This window comes from Kineococcus anabasis (assembly GCF_054590795.1).
In genome coordinates this window covers 397,633-415,245 of the sequence record NZ_BAAIHU010000002.1, presented here as the reverse complement: position 1 = coordinate 415,245, position 17,613 = coordinate 397,633, and the positions used below count along the sequence as shown (strand labels likewise).

The window sequence follows — 17,613 nt, the reverse complement described above, 5'->3', positions numbered from 1 at the left end:
CCGCCCGTCTCCGGGTTCCGGCGCACCGCGGACGGCGGGTTCCCGCCCATCTCCGGGTTCCGGCGCACCGCGGGCGGCGGGTTCCCGCCCATCTCCGGGTTCCGGCGCACCACGGACGGCGGATTCCCGCCCATCTCCGGGTTTCGGCGCACCGCGGGCCGGATGGCGCGCCGAAACCCGGAGATGGGCGGACTCGGGCAGGCCGATCACCTGCGCCGCAACGGATCAGACCTCGACGAGGCGTAATCTCCGTTCGGCTTCGGCGAGCCTGGACGCGGCCCGCTCGGCGCGTCTGGCCGCGGACCGGGCGCGGCGCTGGGCGCGTAGCGCACGGGCGAGCCTGGCGCGGGCGAAACGCTCCTCCTCGAGCGCGCGGTCGGCGACGAGGTGCGTGTGGATCGAGTACATCGGGAACTCCTGTGTCCTGCGGGCGCTCGCCCGCTGCTGGTCGGAACCGGGAAGAACTGCGTTGCCGTGCCTGGTGGAGCTCAGGCGGCGACCTTGCGGGGACGGCCCCGGGGGCGCTTGCGCGGGACCACGACGCCGGCGATGAGGAGCTCACCGCCCCACACGCCCCACGGCTCGCGCCGGGCCACCGCACCCTCGAGGCACTGCGCCCGCAGGGGGCAGTCGCCGCAGAGCGCCTTGGCGCGCTCCACGTCCGCCGGGGACTCGGCGAACCAGAGCTCGGCGTCGAAGCGACGGCACGGCAGGTCCGTGGCGGTGGTGCGGGTCCGGGTGGCCTCCTCGGGCGGGGCCAGGTCGAGCATCGCCACGAGCGGCATGCCGCTCACCTCCTGCTGGGTCTGTGCACCGAGGTCCGGACGGGCGCTCGTCCGGGTGGTGCCGGGTGCGGTCGGGTGCTGCGCGGAGGTGCAGGTGCTGCCGTGCGCGGCCGCGCGTCGATGGGGAGGGTGGGTGGTGGCCGTGGCCGTCATCGCTGTCGTCGCCTTCTCGGGTGCCGGTTCCTGCGGGTGCTGCTGGCGGTGGTGCGGTGGTGCCGCCAGGTCCGCGGAAACGCCAGAGGCCGCGGACCCGGTGTCTCGGGTCCGCGGCCTCTGGGGGCTCCGGTCAGCTGGTGCTAGACCGGAGCGCCCCGAGAGAGACGGGTGCCCGAGGAGGGCTTGGGGAAGGAGGTGACCGTGTGGCTGCCGTAACGGGCGTGCAGCGGACGCACCCGTCCCCAGGTACCGATGAGGGTGGTCGCCTGCGTACGCCCGGAGACGTTCAGCGGACGCACTTCTCCCCCGGTGGGGGCGAGGGTGGTCGCGGGAACGCGGGCGCGCAGGAACGACAGATCGGCGGCAGCGGAGGAGGTGCCGCCCGGCATGGTCATGATGTCCACGGGGACCCCTCCTTCCGGTGCGGCACCGCGCGAGGCGCGCGAAGCGATGACGTCGAGGCTAGACCCAACGCGGGAGCCGTTACAACGCTATTTACGGCGCGCCTTCCGCGGACACCGCCGCGGGTGGCGAGAGGCGTTGCGCCGCAGTCAGTCCGACGCCGAGAGCAGGTCGAGCACCTGCTGCCCGTAGCGCTCGATCTTGGCCGGCCCCACGCCGGCGACCCGGCCGAGGGCCGCGAGGTCAGCGGGGGCGGTCTCCGCGATGGCCGTCAGCGTGGCGTCGGTGAACACCACGTACGCCGGCACGGAGGCCTCCTTGGCGACCCCGCTGCGCCAGGTGCGCAGCCGCTCGAACACCGCCTCGTCGTAGGTGGGCGGGCAGTTCTCGCAGCGGCCGAGCTTGCGCTCGGCACCGGAGGACAGCAGCGTCTGGCAGGTGCGGCAGCGCGCCGGGGTCTTCGTGCGCGCCCTGGCCGACCCGCCGGCCGCGGCCGTGCGCCTGCCCGGCGCGGACACCCCGGCCCCGGGCAGCACGGCGTCGAGGAACCGCGACGGGGAGCGGGAGGCCCGGGCGCCGGGGGTGCGGGCGGAGGCCCACGACAGGTGGATCTCCTCGCGGGCGCGGGTGACACCGACGTAGAGCAGGCGCCGCTCCTCCTCCACGTCCTCGGCGGAGTCGGCGAAGGAGATGGGCAGCAGGCCCTCGGAGACCCCCACCAGGTGCACGACGTCCCACTCCAGGCCCTTGGCGGCGTGCAGCGAGGCCAGGGTCACGCCGTCCACGGTGGGGGCGTGCTGGGCGGAGGCGCGCTCGTCCAACTCGGTCACCAGCTCCGCGAGGTCGGCGCCGGGACGCTTGGCGGCGAGGTCGTCGGCGAGGACCACGAGCGCCTGCAGGGACTCCCAGCGGTCGCGCACCGCCCCCGTCGCGCCCGGCGCCCGCTCCGACCACCCCGCCGAGGACAGCACCGCGCGCACCTCCTCCCCCAGGGAGCTGCCCGGGGCCTGGGCGCGGGCGGCGCCCCGCAGGAGCAGCACCGCGTCGCGGACCTCGCGGCGGGAGAAGAACCGCTCCCCGCCGCGCAGGACGTACGGGACGCCCGCGTCGGCCAGGGCCTGCTCCAGCGCCTGCGACTGCCCGTTGGTGCGGAACAGGACGGCGATCTCCCGGGCGGGCCGCCCGGCGCGCACGGCCGCGGCGATGCGGGCGGCGATCCCGGTGGCCTCGGCCACGTCGTCGTCGTAGCCGGTGAAGGTGGGCGCCGGCCCCGGGGGCCGCTGCGCGATGAGCTCCAGCCGGGCGCGGGCGTGCGCGCCGCTCGCCTGCGCCAGGACGCCGTTGGCCAGGGCGACGACCTGCGGGGTGGAGCGGTAGTCGCGCACGAGCTTGACGACCGTGGTGCCGGGGTGCCGGCGCGGGAACTCCAGCAGGTGCTCCGGCGTGGCGCCCGCGAAGGAGTAGATGGTCTGGCTGGCGTCCCCGACGACGCACAGGTCCTCGCGCCCGCCCACCCACAGGTCCAGCAGGCGCTGCTGCAGGGGGGAGACGTCCTGGTACTCGTCGACCACGAAGGAGCGGTACTGCTGGCGGACGGCGGCGGCCACGTCCGGCCGCTCGTCGAGGATGCCCACGGTCAGCAGCAGGACGTCCTCGAAGTCGATGACGCCGCGGTCGGCCTTGACGTCCTCGTAGGTCCGCAGGACGCGGGCGACGGCGGCCAGGTCCAGGCCGCCCGGCTCCCCGCGGCCCCGCTGGGCGGCCTGCCGCACGTAGTCGTCGACGTCGACGAGCATGACCTTGGCCCACTCCACCTCCGCCGACAGGTCCCGCACGCGGGCGCGGTCGGCCTGCAGGCGCAGGCGTGAGCAGGCGTCGGCCACGAGGGGGGCCTTGTGCTCGGCGATCGAGGGCAGCGTGCCGCCGATGGCCTGCGGCCAGAAGAACTGCAGCTGCCGCAGCGCCGCCGCGTGGAAGGTGCGCGCCTGCACCCCGGAGACGCCGAGGTCGCGCAGGCGGGTGCGCATCTCCCCCGCGGCGCGGGCGGTGAAGGTGACCGCTAGGACCCGCTGGGGCACGAGGGCACCGCTGTGCACGCCGTAGGCGATGCGGTGGGTGATGGCCCGGGTCTTGCCCGTGCCGGCGCCCGCCAGCACGCACACCGGCCCCGACAGGGTGGTGGCGACCTGGCGCTGCTCGGGGTCGAGCCCCTCGAGGACGCCGTCCGCGGTCGGGGGGCGTCCTGCGGCGGGGGCGGTGGTCGTCTCAGCCATGGCCGGGCCAGTGTGGCAGGCGGCACCGACGGGAAGAGCGCGGCGAGTGCGAGAGTTGCCCCGGAGGGGCCCGTCCACAGGGCCCGCGCACCCCGGTGGCGGGTGCACAGGAGCGAGCAGAAGGAGAGCGCCGTGCAGGCTCCCGCCGCAGGCACCGTGACCATGTTCTCGACCACGTGGTGCGGTTACTGCCACCGCCTGAAGTCGCAGATGGACCGCGAGGGCATCCCCTACTCCGTGGTCGACATCGAGGACCACCCCGAGGCCGCGGACTTCGTCATGCAGGTCAACGGCGGCAACCAGACGGTGCCCACGCTGCTCTTCCCGGACGGCTCGGCGGCGACGAACCCGTCGCTGGCCCAGGTCAAGCAGCGGCTGGCCGGCTGAGCCGCCCCGCCCGCGGCCCCGCCCGGACCCCCGGGTCCGGCGCAGGCCGCTTCGAGCCGACGACGCCGGAGGCGTTCGCCCACCGCTGGGCCGCCTCGCTCAGCGGGGCCGCGCGGGTCGGCGTGGACGGGGCCGTGGACGCCGACACCGCGTGGCTGGCCGGGTTCGTGGCCGACGCGCTGGCCGCGACCGGGCGCCCCGTGGCGCGCGTGAGCTGGCGCGGGTTCTGGCGCGCCCGCTCGCTGCGCCTGGAGCACGGCCGCGACGACCCGGACTCGTACTACGACCTCTGGACGGACGTGGCGGGGCTGCGCCGGGAGGTGCTGGACACGATGGGCCCCGGTGGGCCGGGGACGTGGCTGCCGTCGCTGTGGGACGCCGGGCGCGACCGCGCCAGCCGCGCCGCCCGCGTGCGGGCCGCGCCCGGCACCGTCGTCGTCCTCGACGGGCCGTTCCTGCTGCGCCCGGAGCTGGACGGCGCCCTCGACGCCGTGGTGCACCTGCGCACCTCCGACGCCGCGGTGCGCCGGCGCGTGCCCGAGGGGCAGACCGGGCAGGTGCTCGGCGCCTGGCACCGGTACTGCGCCGAGGTCTCCCCCGAGGCGGCGGCCGCCGCGGTCCTGCGCTTCGAGGACCCCCGCCACCCCGCGCTCGTGCTCCGGGGCTGAACGCCGCGCACGAGCGCGCGGCTCACCAGCGCGGGCCGTCCTCCGGTTCCGGCAGCGGCCCGCCGTACCAGGCCTCGATGATGCGCCGCGCGATCGACAGCGGGGTCGGCGCCAGGACCCTGCCCGCGGCAACCTCCTCGGCCAGCTCCGCGCGGGAGAACCAGCGCGCCACCTCGATCTCCTCCCCGTCGACCGCCAGGGCGGTGGAGACGGCGCGCGCCACGAACGCCACCATGATCGAGGCGGGGAACGGCCAGGGCTGGCTGCCCAGGTAGACGACGTCCTCGGCGCGGTGCCCGATCACGACGCCGGCCTCCTCGGACGCCTCGCGCCGCACCGTGGCCTCGAAGGACTCCCCCGGCTCCACGAAACCCGCCAGGACCGACCAGCGGTTCTCCGGCCACACCGCCTGGTGCCCGAGGAGCAGCCGGTCGTCCGGGTCGAGCACCCCCATGATCACGGCGGCGTCGGTGCGCGGGAAGTGCTGGGTGCCGTCCTCGACGTCCACCTTCACCCAGCCCCCGGACGCCGGGCGCAGCGGGTTGCCCGTGCGGGGGGAGAAGCGCGTCACCGCGTGCCAGTTGCCCATCGCCACGGCCTCGGTGAGCATCCCCGCGTCGCGGTCGTCGAGCAGGACACCGGCCTGGCGCAGCCCCCACCAGCGCACCTGCGCGCCGTCCTCCTCCGGCGCCGCGCCGTCCTCGGGCGGCTCGTCGGCGGAGACGAGGGCCACGTACTCGGTGCGGGCGTCGCCGCCCAGGTACAGCCGCAGGTCGTCCTCGCCGGCGCTCACCTGCGAGGGCGCCCGCAGCACCAGCCGGGTCCCCGCCGGTCCCGGGGAGACCGGGGCGCGCCCGGCCCGCACCTCCAGCACCCGGGTGTCCTGCCGCGCCCACAGCTCCTCCAGCAGACCGGGCTCGGCGCGCCGGTGGGCGCTGCGGTCCAGCGCGTGCCGGGACAGCGCGAGCCCCCGCAGCGGCGGCCCGGGCATCGGCGCGGGTTCTGGGGCCCTGTCGGCCGGGCGGTCGGCGAAGCGGTCGGGCCGGAGGTCGTCCACGCCCCGAACCCTAGACAGCGCGCACCGGGCGGGCACCACCGCCGCGGGCGGGGCCCGGGTGCCCGCGGGACGCCGGGGCGACGGGGAGGCGACGGGGAGGCGACGGCCGGGCGAGGGGTCCGGGCGCGCCCCCGCGCCCCGGGTGCACGACGACATCCGCCACGGCGGCCCCGCGCGGGTTGCGCGGCCCAATACCGTGGGGGCGTGCCGCACCGTTCCCCGCTCGCCCTCGCAGCCCTCGCGACAGCCGCCGTCCGCGGCCTCGACGTCGTGGCGGCCGGGTCGGGCGACGGCGACGGCGGCGACTTCGACGTGGCGGTGCTGCTCGACACCGAGGGCCGGCACTGGGTCGTGCGGGCCCCGGCCCGGGCCGCCGCGGGCGCCGCGCTCGACGCCGAGCTGCAGCTGCTGCGCCGGCTCGCGGGCCGCTTCCCGTTCGCGGTCCCCGTCCACGAGGGCACCGGTGACCTCCCGGAGGGGGGCCGCTGCCTCGTGCACCGCAGGCTGCCCGGCTCCCCCCTGCAGCCGGAGGACCTGCAGCCCGGCCCGGGGCTCGCGGCGGCCCTGGGCGCGGCGCTCGCGGCGGTCCACTCCCTGGACCCGGCGGTGCTCGCGGACGCCGGGACCCCCGTCTACGAGCCGGAGGAGTACCGGCTGCGGCGGCTGTCGGAGCTGGACCGCGCCGCCGCCACCGGTCACGTCCCCCCGCGGCTGCTGACGCGCTGGGAGGTCCTCATGGAGGACGTGCCCCGCTGGCGCTTCGTGCCGCTGGCCGTCCACGGGGACCTCATGGGTGACCACGTCCTGACCGACGGCACGTCCGTGGTGGCCGTGCAGGGCTGGACGGAGGCGAAGGTCGCCGACCCCGCCGACGACTTCGCGTGGCTGGCGGTCGGCGCCGACGCCGACGCGCTGGAGTCCGTGCTCGAGGCGTACGCCCACGCCCGCGGCGAGGCGCCCGACCCGAACCTGCTGACGCGGGCGCGCCTGGCCGGGGAGCTGGCGCTGGCGCGCTGGCTGCTGCTGGGCGTCCGGCTCGACGACGACGCGATCGTGGACGACGCGCGGCGGATGCTCCTCGACCTCGACGAGCACGCCGACGCCGTCCCGCTGGCGCCCTGAGCGCGGCTCTGTGCCGGAGCGGCCGGTGAGCCCCGCCCCGCTGCGCCTGGCCACGTGGAACGCCGCGTCGGGCCGCGGGCCGGACGGGCGGGTCCGCAACGGCGCCCTCGCGGCGTGCGCGGCGGCGCTCGGGGTGGACGTGCTGGCGCTGCAGGAGGTCGACGCCGGCCAGGAGCGCTCGGGCCGGGCGGACCAGGCGGCGCTGGCGGCCGCGGCGTGCTCGGCGGCGGACGGCTCCCCCTGGGAGCACCGGTTCGCGGCGGCGCTGAGCGGGGTCCCCGGCCGGCGCGAGGACTTCACCGCCGCCACGGGCGCAGAGCCTGCCGGCGGGCCGCTCTACGGGGTGGCGCTGCTCAGCCGGTACCCGGTGCTCTCCTGGCACGAGCTGCGGCTGGCCCCCGGCCGGGCGGTGCTGCCGCTGCCGCTGCCACCCGGTTCGGGACGGCGGGTGCTGCTCGTGCCGGACGAGCCGCGGGTGGCGCTCGCGGCGGTGGTCGCCGCCCCGGGCGGAGCGGTGACGGTCGTCTCCACCCACCTGTCGTTCTCCCCGGCCCGTGCCGTGGCGCAGCTGCGCGAGGTGTGCCGCTGGACGGCCGGGCTGCCGGGGCCGGTGGTCCTGCTGGGCGACCTGAACCTGCCCGGCCCGCTGCCGGCCCTGGTGAGCGGGTGGCACCGGCTGGCGGAGGTCGCGACGTTCCCGGTGGGGGCGCCGCGGCTGCAGCTCGACCACGCCCTGGCCGCCGACCCCGTGCCACCCGTGCGGGACGTGCGGGCGGTGGAACTGCCCGTCAGCGACCACCGGGCCCTCGTCGTGGAGCTGGGCTGAGCTCCTCACACCGGGCGGGGCGCAGGGGGTTCTCCGTCCTGCGCGTGCCGGCGCACGAGCGTGCGGGGGGCGCGGGCGCGCCAGGCGTCGGTGAGGAGCTCGCGCAGCTCCTCCGCGGTGACGGCGTCGAGGGCGACGAGGACGTAGGGCTTGCCGTCGTAGTGGGCGGTGGTGGAGAACACCCGCGGGTCGGCGGCGAGGAGCGCCTCCTTCTCCGTCAGGTCCGCCACCGGGACCACGAGGGTGGCGGGACGCTCGTGGACGCGGGCGAGAAGCCTGTCCTTCACGAAGAACGCGGGCGTGCCCCACGAGACGCGTTCCGCGGTCGCGGGCAGGGCGAGCGCCACGGCCCGCACGTCGTCCTCGTCGACCCCTCGCCCGCTGACGTCCCGCCCGCTGACCGGCACGGCCACCAGTGTGCTGGCCGGACCGGTGCCTGTCACGGGCCGGCCCACCACCGGCCGGGGTTCCTCAGCGGTCGGGGCGCTGGCCGGTGGGGCGCACGACGACCTCGCCGACGTCCACGTGCGCGGGCTGCTCCAGCGCGAACAGCACGGCGCGGGCCACGTCGGGCGGGGCGAGCCTCGGCTCGTCCTCCCGCCCCGGCGCCGCGGTCCCCGCCTCGACCAGACCCGGCTGCACGAGCGTCACCCGCACCCCGGTGCCGACGACCTCGGCGCGGACGGACTGCGCCACCGCCGTCACCGCCCACTTCGTCGCCGAGTACAGCTGCCCCGGCACCGTCACCCTCCCCGCGACCGAGCCGGTCAGCAGCAGGTGCCCGCGGGAGGCCACGAGGTGCGGCAGGACGGCCCGGGCGAGCAGCGCGGTGCCCAGGACGTTCGTGAGCACCATCTCGCGCCACTGCGCCGGGGTCCCGGTGCCGTGCAGGAAGGACGTGGGGGCGAAGACGCCCGCGTTGGCGAAGGCCGCGTCGAGCCGCCCGAACGCCTCCAGGGCGGCGCCCGGCAGGGCCGCGACGGCGTCCTCGTCCGCGACGTCGCACGGCACGGCGACGGCGACGGCCGGGCCGCCGAGGTCCGCCGCGAGCGCCCGCAGGTGCCCGGCGCGGCGTGCGGCGAGCACGAGCCGCCACCCGCGCGCGGCGGCGAGCCGGGCGGTGGCCGCCCCGATGCCGGCGGAGGCACCGGTCACCAGGAGGACTCCGGGGGCCGGGTCGGCGGTGGGGGCCTCCCCCCTCACGCCCCGGCCTCGGCGGGCGCCTGTTCGGGCAGCGCCGCGGCGGTGGCACCGGCGCGGGCCCCCTCGAACTGGGTGCGGTACAGCTCCGCGTACCGCCCGTCCGCGGCGAGCAGCTCGCCGTGGGTGCCGCGCTCGACGACCCGCCCGGCCTCCACGACGAGGATGAGGTCGGCGGAGCGGACCGTGGAGAGCCGGTGGGCGATGACGACGGCCGTGCGCCCCGCGAGGGCCTCGCCCAGCGCCTCCTGCACGGCGGCCTCCGACGTGGAGTCCAGGTGGGCGGTGGCCTCGTCGAGCACCACCACCCGCGGGTGCGCCAGCAGCAGCCGCGCGATGGTCAGGCGCTGGCGCTCCCCGCCGGAGAACCGGTAGCCCCGCTCCCCCACGACGGTGTCGAGCCCCTCGGGCAGGTCCGCGACGAGGTCGGCCATCCTGGCGCGGCGCAGCGCGTCCCACAGCTCCTCCTCGTCGGCGTCCGGGGCGGCCAGCAGCAGGTTCGCGCGCAGCGACTCGTGGAACAGGTGCCCGTCCTGGGTGACCACGCCGAGGGTGCGGCGGATCGACTCGGCGGTGAGGTCCCGCACGTCCACGCCGCCCAGGCGCACCGCACCGGAGTCGACGTCGTACAGGCGCGCCAGGAGCTGGGCGATGGTGGACTTGCCCGCCCCGGAGGAGCCGACGATCGCGACGAGCCGGCCGGCCTCGGCGCGGAACGACACCCCGTGCAGCACCTCCACGCCCGCGCGGTCGTCGAGGACCGCGACGTCCTCCAGGGACGCCAGCGACACCTTGTCGGCGGTGGGGTAGGTGAAGCGCACGTCGTCGAACTCCACCGCCACCGGCCCCTCGGGGACCGCCACGGCGTCCGGCTTCTCCCGGATGAGGGGCTCCAGGTCGAGGATCTCGAAGACCCGCTCGAAGCTGACCAGCGCGCTCATCACCTCCACCCGGGCGTTGGCCAGGGCGGTGAGGGGGGCGTACAGGCGGGTGATGAGCAGCGCCAGCGACACCACCGCGCCGGCGTCGAGCGCACCGCGCAGCGCGTAGAGACCGCCGAGGCCGTACACCAGGGCCAGGGCGAGCGCGGAGACCGTCGTCAGCGCGGTGACGAACACCGTCTGCAGCATGGCGCGGCGCACCCCGATGTCGCGGACGCGCAGCACCCGGCGCGCGAACTCCGCGGACTCCTCGTGGGGGCGGCCGAACAGCTTCACCAGGGTCGCGCCGGGAGCGGAGAACCGCTCCGTCATCTGGGTGCTCATGGCCGCGTTGTGGCCGGCGGACTCCCGCTCCAGCTGCGCCAGCCGGCTGCCCATCGCCCGGGCGGGCAGGACGAACACGGGGAGCAGCAGCAGCGCCAGCAGGGTGATCTGCCAGGAGATGCTCAGCATCGTCGCCAGCGTCAGGGTGAGGGTGACGACGTTGCCCACGACCCCGGACAGGGTTCCGGCGAAGGCCCGCTGGGCGCCGATCACGTCGGAGTTGAGGCGGCTGACGAGGGCACCGGTGCGGGTGCGGGTGAAGAACGCGATCGGCATGCGCTGCACGTGGTCGAACACGGCGGTGCGCAGCTGCTCGATGAGGCCCTCGCCGATGGTCGCCGACAGCCAGCGCGCCAGCAGGCCCAGGGCCGCCTCGACCAGGGCGATGACCGCGATCAGCAGCGAGTAGCGCACCACGAGGCTCACGTCCGCGCCGGAGACGATGGCGTCCACCACGTCACCCGCGAGCAGCGGTGTCGCCACCGCGAGGGCGGAGGTCACGACGCTCAGCAGGACGAAGGCGACGAGGCGCCGGCGGTGCGGGGCGGCGAAACCGCCGATGCGGCGGACGGTGGCCCAGGAGATGGGCCGCCTGCCCTGTTTGGCGTGCATGACGCTGTAGAGCGAGTGCCAGGCCGTGCCCTGCATGTCCATGGGTGACCGCCTGTTCGTGGGGAGGAGCGCGGGGAGCGGGTCGCGGGGCCGGGCCCCGGACGGGTCCGCCCTCCGGGGACGGTAGGACCTCGACCGCGGTGGAGGTCAACGTGGCGGCGGGCTCCCGCCTTCCCGGCCGGCGGCGGGATCAGCGCACCACGACCTCCGTCCCCGCCGCCGCGGGCACGGACGCCACGAGGGCCTCCAGCGCCGCGGCGTCGTGCAGGTCCACGGGACGCACCGTCTCCCCCGTGGAGGCGTAGAAGAACGCGGCGCTGACCTGCTCCACCGGGACCGAGTGCAGCCTCGACCACGCCAGGCGGTACACCGCGAGCTGGACGTCGCGGGCCCGGGCGCGCTCCCCCTCGGGCGGGCGCCCCGTCTTCCAGTCCACGACGTCGTGGTGCACGGTGCCGTCGGCGCCGGTGGAGCGGAACACGGCGTCGATGCGGCCGCGGACCACGACCCCCGCCACGGGCGTCTCCACCGCGACCTCCACCGCCACCGGGTCGCGCGAGGCCCACGGCGAGGCGAGGAAGTTGGCCTGCAGGGCGGCCAGCGCCGAACCGGAGTCGGCGTCCGGGTCGGCGTCGGCGTCGGCCGCCCCGGGCATCTCCTCCAGGTCCAGCAGGGCCCCTGCGCGGAAGCGGCGCTCCAGCCAGGCGTGGAAGGCGGTGCCCCGGCGCGTCGCCGGCTGCGGCGCCGAGGGCATGGGCCGGCGCAGCGCCAGGGCGAGGGCCTCCGGGTCCTCCGCCAGCGCCACCAGCCGCGAGGCCGACAGGTGCGGGGGCAGCAGCACCTCCTCCGCGGCGGTGGAGGAGGCCTGCTCGGTCAGCAGCAGCTCCGCCTGCAGCGCCCACTCCGGTGCCTCCCGGTCGCCGCCGTGCTCCCCACCGCCGGGGTACGACACCACCCCGGGGCCGGGCACGGGGGCCGGCACGGGGGCGGTGGCGGTGCCCGCGGACACCGCCGCGCGCACCGCGGCCGCACCCCGCTCGACCTCCTCGCGCCGCGCCGCGAGCGGGTCCACCGGCCACACCACGCGCTGGGGCTCCGCCGTGCGCGGGTTCGGGGTCCCCGGCGCGGGCCGCGGGGCCGCCGGCACGCTCACCAGGCCGGGCACCTGCGCCGCCGGCACCTCCAGCAGCTCCTGCAGGAACCGCGAGCGCTGCCGCGGGGTGTTCGGCTCGTCCCACCACGCCCCCGTCAGCAGCAGCTCCTCGCGGGCGCGGGTGAACGCCACGTACGCCAGGCGGCGCTCCTCGGCGACCTCGTGCGCACCGCACGCCGCGCGGAACTCCTCCCGGGAGACGTCCAGCTCCTTCTGCGTGCCCGCCGCGCCCAGCCCCCACACCGGCAGGTGCGCACGGTCCCCGCGTAGCGGGAACGGCACCGCCCCGATGTCGCTCAGCCACCCCGGGGCGGTGTCCGAGGCTGCGGGGAACACGCCCTCCACCAGGCCGGGCACCGCGACCACGTCCCACTCCAGGCCCTTGCCGGCGTGCACCGTCAGCAGCTGAACCGCGTGCGGGTCGACCTCCACCGCTCCGGGCTCCAGGCCGCGCTCGCGGGTCTGCGCGGCGTCCAGCCACGCCAGCAGCCCCCCGAGGGTGGGCCGCTGCGCCGTGGCCGCGAAGGACGCGGCGGCGTCGGCGAAGGCGTCCAGGTGGACCCGGTCCGAGCCGGGCGAGCTGCCCGGGCGGGCCGCGACCTCGATGTCCAGCAGCAGGGCCCGCTCGACCTCTCCCACCAGGTCCGGCAGCGCGGAGTGGGTGCGGGTGCGCAGGTGGCGCAGGGTGCGCGAGAGGGCCTCGAGCCGGCGCCTGCCCTCGGCGGAGAAACCCCGCCCGCCCGGCGCCGCCCACGCCCCCCGGGGCAGCACGTCCAGCGCCTCGACGACGCTGACGCCGTCGGAGGTGTCCGGCAGCACGGTGTCGGCGTCCCGGCCCGGGCGCGCCAGGCGCAGCCGGTCCAGCTCCACGGCCCAGCGCGCCAGCACCTCCAGGTCCCGCGCGCCGATGCGCCAGCGGGCACCGGTCAGCAGGCGCACCAGGTGGTCACCGCGCGCGGGGTCGTGCAGGACGTGCAGGCAGGAGACGAGGTCGGCGACCTCCGGGGTGGACAGCAGCCCGCCCAGGCCGCCCACCTGCACCGGCAGGCCCGCGGCGCGCAGCGCCCGCTGCAGCGGCACGAACTGGCTGCGCTTGCGGCACAGCACCGCGGTGGAGCGCCGCTCGGTGCGCCGGCCCCGCGCCAGCGCCTCCGTGTCCACCGCCCACACCTCCGCGAGGCGGGCGGCGACGTGCGCGGCCTCCTCCTCCACGGTCGCGACGAACGCGGTCCGGACCACCCCGGGACCGGCGCCGGGGCGCACCCGCAGGCGCGGCACCGTGCCCGCCTCCTCCCGCAGGGGCGCGGCCACGACGTTCGCCACCGCCAGCACCGCCTCGTCGTTGCGCCACGACGTCGACAGGGCGGCCACCGCGGCCGGGGTGCCGTCGGCGCGGCGGAAGTGCGCCGGGAAGCTGCGCAGGTTCCCCGCGCTCGCCCCGCGCCAGCCGTAGATCGACTGGTTGGGGTCGCCCACCGCGGTGACGGGGTGCCCACCGCCGAAGAGCGAGCGCAGCAGCACGAGCTGGGCGTGGCTGGTGTCCTGGTACTCGTCCAGCAGGACCACGCGGAAGCGGGTGCGCTCCCCCGCGCCGACGACGCGCACCTCCTGCGCCAGGCGGGCGGCCACCCGGATCTGGTCGCCGAAGTCGAGCTGCTCGCGCTCGGCCTTGCGCCGGGCGTACTCCTGCACCAGCGGCACCAGCGCCCGGCGGGTGCGCAGGCTCGCCAGCACCTCGCGCACCTTGGTGTAGGGCTCCCCCGCCACCCGGGCGCCGAGCTTGGCGACGCTGCGGTCGTCGCGGGGCAGCCGCGCCACGTGGGCGAGGACCCGGTCGCTCCACGCGGCGAGGTCCGCCGGGTCCAGCAGGTGCTCGGCGCACTGCCCGGACAGGCCGAGCACCGCGCGGGTCACCGTCTCCGGGGAGGCGTCGACGTCGCCGAGGTCCCCGCGCCAGCCCTCCACGACCTCCGTGGCCAGCTGCCAGGCACCGGCCTCGCCGAGGACACCGGACTGCGGCTCCACGCCCAGGCGCAGCCCGTGGTCGGCCACGAGGGAGGCGGCGTAGCCGTTGTACGTGGCGATCGTCGGCTCGCCCGCGTCGAGGTCGTGCGCGCCGGAGCCGGCCAGGCCGCGGGCCCGCAGCGTGCGCAGGCGACGGCGCACCCGCTCGGTGAGCTCCCCGGCGGCCTTGCGGGTGAACGTCAGGCCCAGGACCTGCTCCGGCTCGACGAGACCGTTGGCGACGAGCCAGACCACCCGCGCCGCCATGGTCTCCGTCTTGCCGGAGCCGGCCCCGGCGACGACGAGGAGCGGCTCGACGGGCGCCTCGATGACGGCGGCCTGCTCGGGGGTGGGCTGCGGCCGCTCCAGCCGCTCGGCGATCGCGGCGGCCGACAGCAGCGCGCGCGGGGCCTGCGCCGCGGCGGCGCTCACGGGGCGCCCCCCTCGCCGTCGAGCACGCTGCGGCCCTCCTCCTGCACGGGGCAGCTGCTGCGCACCGGGCAGGTGCGGCAGTGCGGCCCGGCGACCGCGTCGAAGCGGTCCGCGGCCATGCCCTCGGCGGTGCGCTCCAGCAGGTCGTGCACCCAGTGCGGCTCTGGGTCCTCGCCCAGGGGTGCCTGCGCCTGCACGGCCACGGACTTCTCCGCCGTGCCGAGCTGCACGAGCGCCGCCCCGCCGGTCGCGGCGGGCTGTCCCTCGAACCCGCCCTGCTCCGCGGCGAGCTGGTAGACGCCGAGCTGGGCGTTGCGGGCCAGCTCGTCCCTGCGGGGCTTGGCGGCGCCGGTCTTGAGGTCCACGACGACCGGGCGCCCGTCCGCGTCGCGCTCCAGCCGGTCCACGCGCCCGCGCAGGCGGGCCCGGCCCACCGCGACGGTGAAGTCCTGCTCGACGGCCACGAGCTCGCGGCCCTGCGCGGCGGCGGTGCGGGTGTAGTCGGCGAGCTTGACGAGCATGCGGTCGGCGCGGCGGCGGGCGGCGTCGCTGATCCAGCCGGGGGCGAAGCCGAGCTCGGGCCAGCGCTCGTCGAGGCGGGCGCGCAGCTCGTGGGCCCCGGCGTCGGGCGCCTCGGCGGCCACGGCGTGCACGAGGCTGCCCAGGGACTGCCCGCCGCTGTCGGCGCCGGTGCCGCCCACCGACTCCAGCAGCCAGCGCAGCGGGCACTGCTCGAACAGCCCCACCCGCGAGGGGGAGACGTCCACCTGCTCACCGGCTTCGCGCAGCGGGCGCGGGTCGGACAGCGAGGGCACGCCGTACCAGTCGTCCGGGTCCGCGCCCGGCACCCCCGCGTCGGCCAGCCTCGCCAGGACCGCCGCCGCGGCCGCGCGCCGCACGGGCGGCTCCACCTCGGCCGGGGCGCACACCACCTGCCGCAGCCGGGCCACCAGCGCGGGCAGCGAGACGGCGCGGGGCACCTCCGCCAGGGGGCGCTCCCCCTCCTCGTCCCCGCCGCGGGGGTCGACGAGGTCCAGGAACGGCGAGGGCCGCTCGTCCTCGGTGCGCACGGACGTCACGACGAGCTCGCGGCGGGCGCGGGAGACGGCGACGTGGAAGAGGCGCAGCTCGTCCTCCAGCACGGCACGGCGGGCTCCCGGGCCGTCGGCGTCACGACCGGCGAGGAGGTCGACGAGCGCCTGGGAGCCGAGCACGGAGCCGCGCAGGCGCAGGTCGGGCCACGCGCCCTCCTGCACGCCGGCCACGACCACGACGTCCCACTCCCGGCCGACGGCCCCCTGGGCGGTGGTGAGGGTGACCGCCCCGGTGCCGGGGGCGCGCTCGGCGAGGGTGTCGGTGGGCACCTCCTCGGCCTGGAGCTGGTCCAGGAAGCGCAGCGCGCTGCCGCTGCCGGGGAAGCGGTCGACGAAGCGTCCCGCCGCCTCGAACAGCGCCACGACGGCGTCGAGGTCGCGGTCGGCGCGGGCGCCGTCGCGGCCACCGGCCAGGGCGGTGCGCTGCCAGCGCGGCCCCAGGCCACCGGCCTCCCACATCGCCCACAGCACCGTCTCGGCGGAGGCGCCGCGTGCCGCGGCCGCGGCACGGCCCGCCTGCAGGACGGCCGCCACCCGGTGCGCGGGACGCAGCGCGGGGTCGGGCAGCGCCACGAGCCCGACCGGGTCGGCGAGGACGGCGGCGAGGACCACGTCGCTGGAGCGGGTGCCGCCACCGGCGCGCTCCTCGCGGCGCAGGGCCTGCCGCAGCCGGCGCAGGCCGACCACGTCGGCCCCGCCGAGCGGCGAGGTGACGAGCTCGCGGGCCGTCTCGGCGGTGAGGCTCTGCGGCTGCAGCACCGCGCGCAGCGCCGTGCAGAGCGGGCGCACCGCGGGCTCGTCCCGCACGGGCAGCTCGGCGAGGGGCACGGTGACGGGGACCCCGGCGGTGGCCAGGCCGCGCCGCAGGGCCTCCGTGGAGCCGCCGGAGCGCACCAGGACGGCCATCTCCTCCCACGGCACCCCGTGCAGGAGGTGGCGGGCGCGCAACCGCTGCGCCACCCAGGCCGCCTCCTGGGTCCGGGAGGACAGCACCACGGCCCCGACGGCGCCCGGCGCCCCCTGCGGACGGGACGCCGGCTGGACCGGGGCGCGGTGGCCGCCCCCGCCGACGGCACCGATGCGGACCGCGACCCGGCCGGTCGCGGCGCGCAGCGCGGGCGGCTGCCGCCAGGACGTGGACAGCACGACCGTGGGCGCGGGCCGGCCGTCCGCGCGGCGGTAGCGCTCGGGCAGCAGCGCGACGGTGCGGGCGTCGGCGCCGCGGAAACCCTCGGTGACGGCGTCGGGGTCGGCGAACAGCAGCAGGTCGCGCCCGCCGCCGCACAGCTCGTCCAGCAGCCGGAAGCCGGCCTCGGAGACGTCGTGGGCGTCGTCGACGGCGACCAGGGCCCAGCGCTCCCGCTCCGCGCGCAGCAGCTCGGCGGACTCCTGCAGGTGGGCGGTGGCCTCGGTGACCACGCCCGCGGGGTCGTAGCCGTCCGCGCGCCCCAGCGCGTTGACGTCGAGGTACTCCTGCATGGTGCGGGCGGCGGCGACCCACTCCGGCCGCGCGTGCCGGCGCCCCAGCTCCGCCAGCTCGGCCGGGGGGACGTCCCGCTCGGTGGCGCGCATGACCAGGTCGCGCAGCTCGGTGCGGAACGTGCGCAGCGTCCACGCCTCGCGCGGCACGTCCTCGGGCCAGCCGGGGTCCGCGCCCTCCTGGTGCCCGCGGAGCAGGTCCGCCAGGACGAGGTCCTGCTCGGCACCGGTGATCAGGCGCGGCGGCGCCTCGCCCGCGGCAGCCCGCACGCGGCGCAGCAGACCGAACGCGTAGGACTGCGGGGTGCGCGCGGCGGGCTCGGCCATCGTGCGGCGCAGCCGGTCGGTGATGCGGTCGCGCAAGCGCCCCGCCGCCCTGCGGGAGGGTGCCAGGACCAGGACGCGGTCGGGGTCGATCCCGTCGCGCTCGACGCGCGCGGCGACCGCCTCCACCAGCGTCGTGGTCGCCCCCGTACCGGGCGCGGAGAGCACCACGAGGGGGCCGCTGCCGGTGCGGGCGCCGACGACCTGCCGCTGGGTGGGGTCCGGCTCCACCGCGGTCGCGGGCGTCCCGGCGCGCCGGCGCAGGCGGGGCACCCGCGGGACGGAGGCCGCGGGGGCGCCGGTGTGCTGCAGTCTCACGCCGCTCATGGGACCAGGTGCCTCCGACACCGCGCCGGTCCCGGCGGGCGGGCCGC

14 protein-coding genes are annotated in these 17,613 nt (G+C 77.7%); 4 read left to right on the top strand and 10 right to left on the bottom strand.

Translation table 11 applies throughout. From position 1 onward, the window contains the following. Window positions 1–225 precede the first annotated feature (225 nt). From ACYQBY_RS05365 to ACYQBY_RS05350, 4 genes are all read right to left on the bottom strand, one after another. On the bottom strand, window positions 226–408 hold the full coding sequence (locus ACYQBY_RS05365; protein WP_459642792.1) for a hypothetical protein: 183 nt from the start codon (window positions 406–408) through the stop codon (window positions 226–228). 80 nt (window positions 409–488) lie between these two features. Beyond that, window positions 489–770 (bottom strand): WhiB family transcriptional regulator, encoded by a 282-nt coding sequence (locus tag ACYQBY_RS05360; protein ID WP_459643119.1) that lies wholly within the window; start codon window positions 768–770, stop codon window positions 489–491. Between the two features lie 311 nt (window positions 771–1,081). Beyond that, window positions 1,082–1,345 (bottom strand): hypothetical protein, encoded by a 264-nt coding sequence (locus ACYQBY_RS05355; RefSeq protein ID WP_459642791.1) that lies wholly within the window; start codon window positions 1,343–1,345, stop codon window positions 1,082–1,084. Between the two features lie 147 nt (window positions 1,346–1,492). After that, the gene (locus tag ACYQBY_RS05350; RefSeq protein WP_459642790.1) at window positions 1,493–3,616 is read right to left on the bottom strand and encodes an ATP-dependent DNA helicase UvrD2; all 2,124 of its coding nucleotides are present in this window, start codon (window positions 3,614–3,616) and stop codon (window positions 1,493–1,495) included. Between the two features lie 162 nt (window positions 3,617–3,778). Between ACYQBY_RS05350 and ACYQBY_RS05345 the strand changes: the two genes are divergently transcribed. Continuing rightward, the gene (locus ACYQBY_RS05345) at window positions 3,779–4,003 is read left to right on the top strand and encodes a mycoredoxin (RefSeq protein WP_459643118.1); all 225 of its coding nucleotides are present in this window, start codon (window positions 3,779–3,781) and stop codon (window positions 4,001–4,003) included. 134 nt (window positions 4,004–4,137) lie between these two features. Then, window positions 4,138–4,671, top strand: coding sequence for a nucleoside/nucleotide kinase family protein (locus ACYQBY_RS05340; protein ID WP_459642789.1), 534 nt, complete (start codon window positions 4,138–4,140; stop codon window positions 4,669–4,671). 22 nt (window positions 4,672–4,693) lie between these two features. On the opposite strand, the gene nudC is transcribed toward ACYQBY_RS05340, so the two are convergent. After that, window positions 4,694–5,728, bottom strand: coding sequence for an NAD(+) diphosphatase (gene nudC / locus ACYQBY_RS05335; protein WP_459642788.1), 1,035 nt, complete (start codon window positions 5,726–5,728; stop codon window positions 4,694–4,696). A 204-nt stretch (window positions 5,729–5,932) separates the two neighbouring features. Here nudC and ACYQBY_RS05330 point away from each other — a divergent pair, with 204 nt between their 5' ends. Beyond that, window positions 5,933–6,850 (top strand): phosphotransferase, encoded by a 918-nt coding sequence (locus ACYQBY_RS05330; protein ID WP_459642787.1) that lies wholly within the window; start codon window positions 5,933–5,935, stop codon window positions 6,848–6,850. A gap of 40 nt (window positions 6,851–6,890) precedes the next feature. Next, window positions 6,891–7,676, top strand: coding sequence for an endonuclease/exonuclease/phosphatase family protein (locus ACYQBY_RS05325; RefSeq protein ID WP_459643117.1), 786 nt, complete (start codon window positions 6,891–6,893; stop codon window positions 7,674–7,676). A gap of 5 nt (window positions 7,677–7,681) precedes the next feature. On the opposite strand, the gene ACYQBY_RS05320 is transcribed toward ACYQBY_RS05325, so the two are convergent. The 5 genes from ACYQBY_RS05320 to ACYQBY_RS05300 form a co-directional block, all read right to left on the bottom strand. Beyond that, window positions 7,682–8,083, bottom strand: a complete 402-nt coding sequence (locus ACYQBY_RS05320; RefSeq protein WP_459642786.1) for an MmcQ/YjbR family DNA-binding protein — start codon at window positions 8,081–8,083, stop codon at window positions 7,682–7,684. A gap of 64 nt (window positions 8,084–8,147) precedes the next feature. After that, on the bottom strand, window positions 8,148–8,831 hold the full coding sequence (locus tag ACYQBY_RS05315) for an SDR family oxidoreductase (RefSeq protein WP_459642785.1): 684 nt from the start codon (window positions 8,829–8,831) through the stop codon (window positions 8,148–8,150). A 44-nt stretch (window positions 8,832–8,875) separates the two neighbouring features. Next, window positions 8,876–10,795 (bottom strand): ABC transporter ATP-binding protein, encoded by a 1,920-nt coding sequence (locus tag ACYQBY_RS05310; RefSeq protein WP_459642784.1) that lies wholly within the window; start codon window positions 10,793–10,795, stop codon window positions 8,876–8,878. A 148-nt stretch (window positions 10,796–10,943) separates the two neighbouring features. Further along, complete coding sequence (locus ACYQBY_RS05305) at window positions 10,944–14,342, bottom strand: ATP-dependent helicase (protein ID WP_459642783.1); 3,399 nt, start codon at window positions 14,340–14,342, stop codon at window positions 10,944–10,946. After that, entirely contained in the window at window positions 14,339–17,557 is a 3,219-nt protein-coding gene (locus ACYQBY_RS05300) for an ATP-dependent helicase (RefSeq protein WP_459642782.1), read from the bottom strand. Before ACYQBY_RS05300 ends, ACYQBY_RS05305 begins: the two co-directional genes overlap by 4 nt. Window positions 17,558–17,613 lie beyond the last annotated feature (56 nt).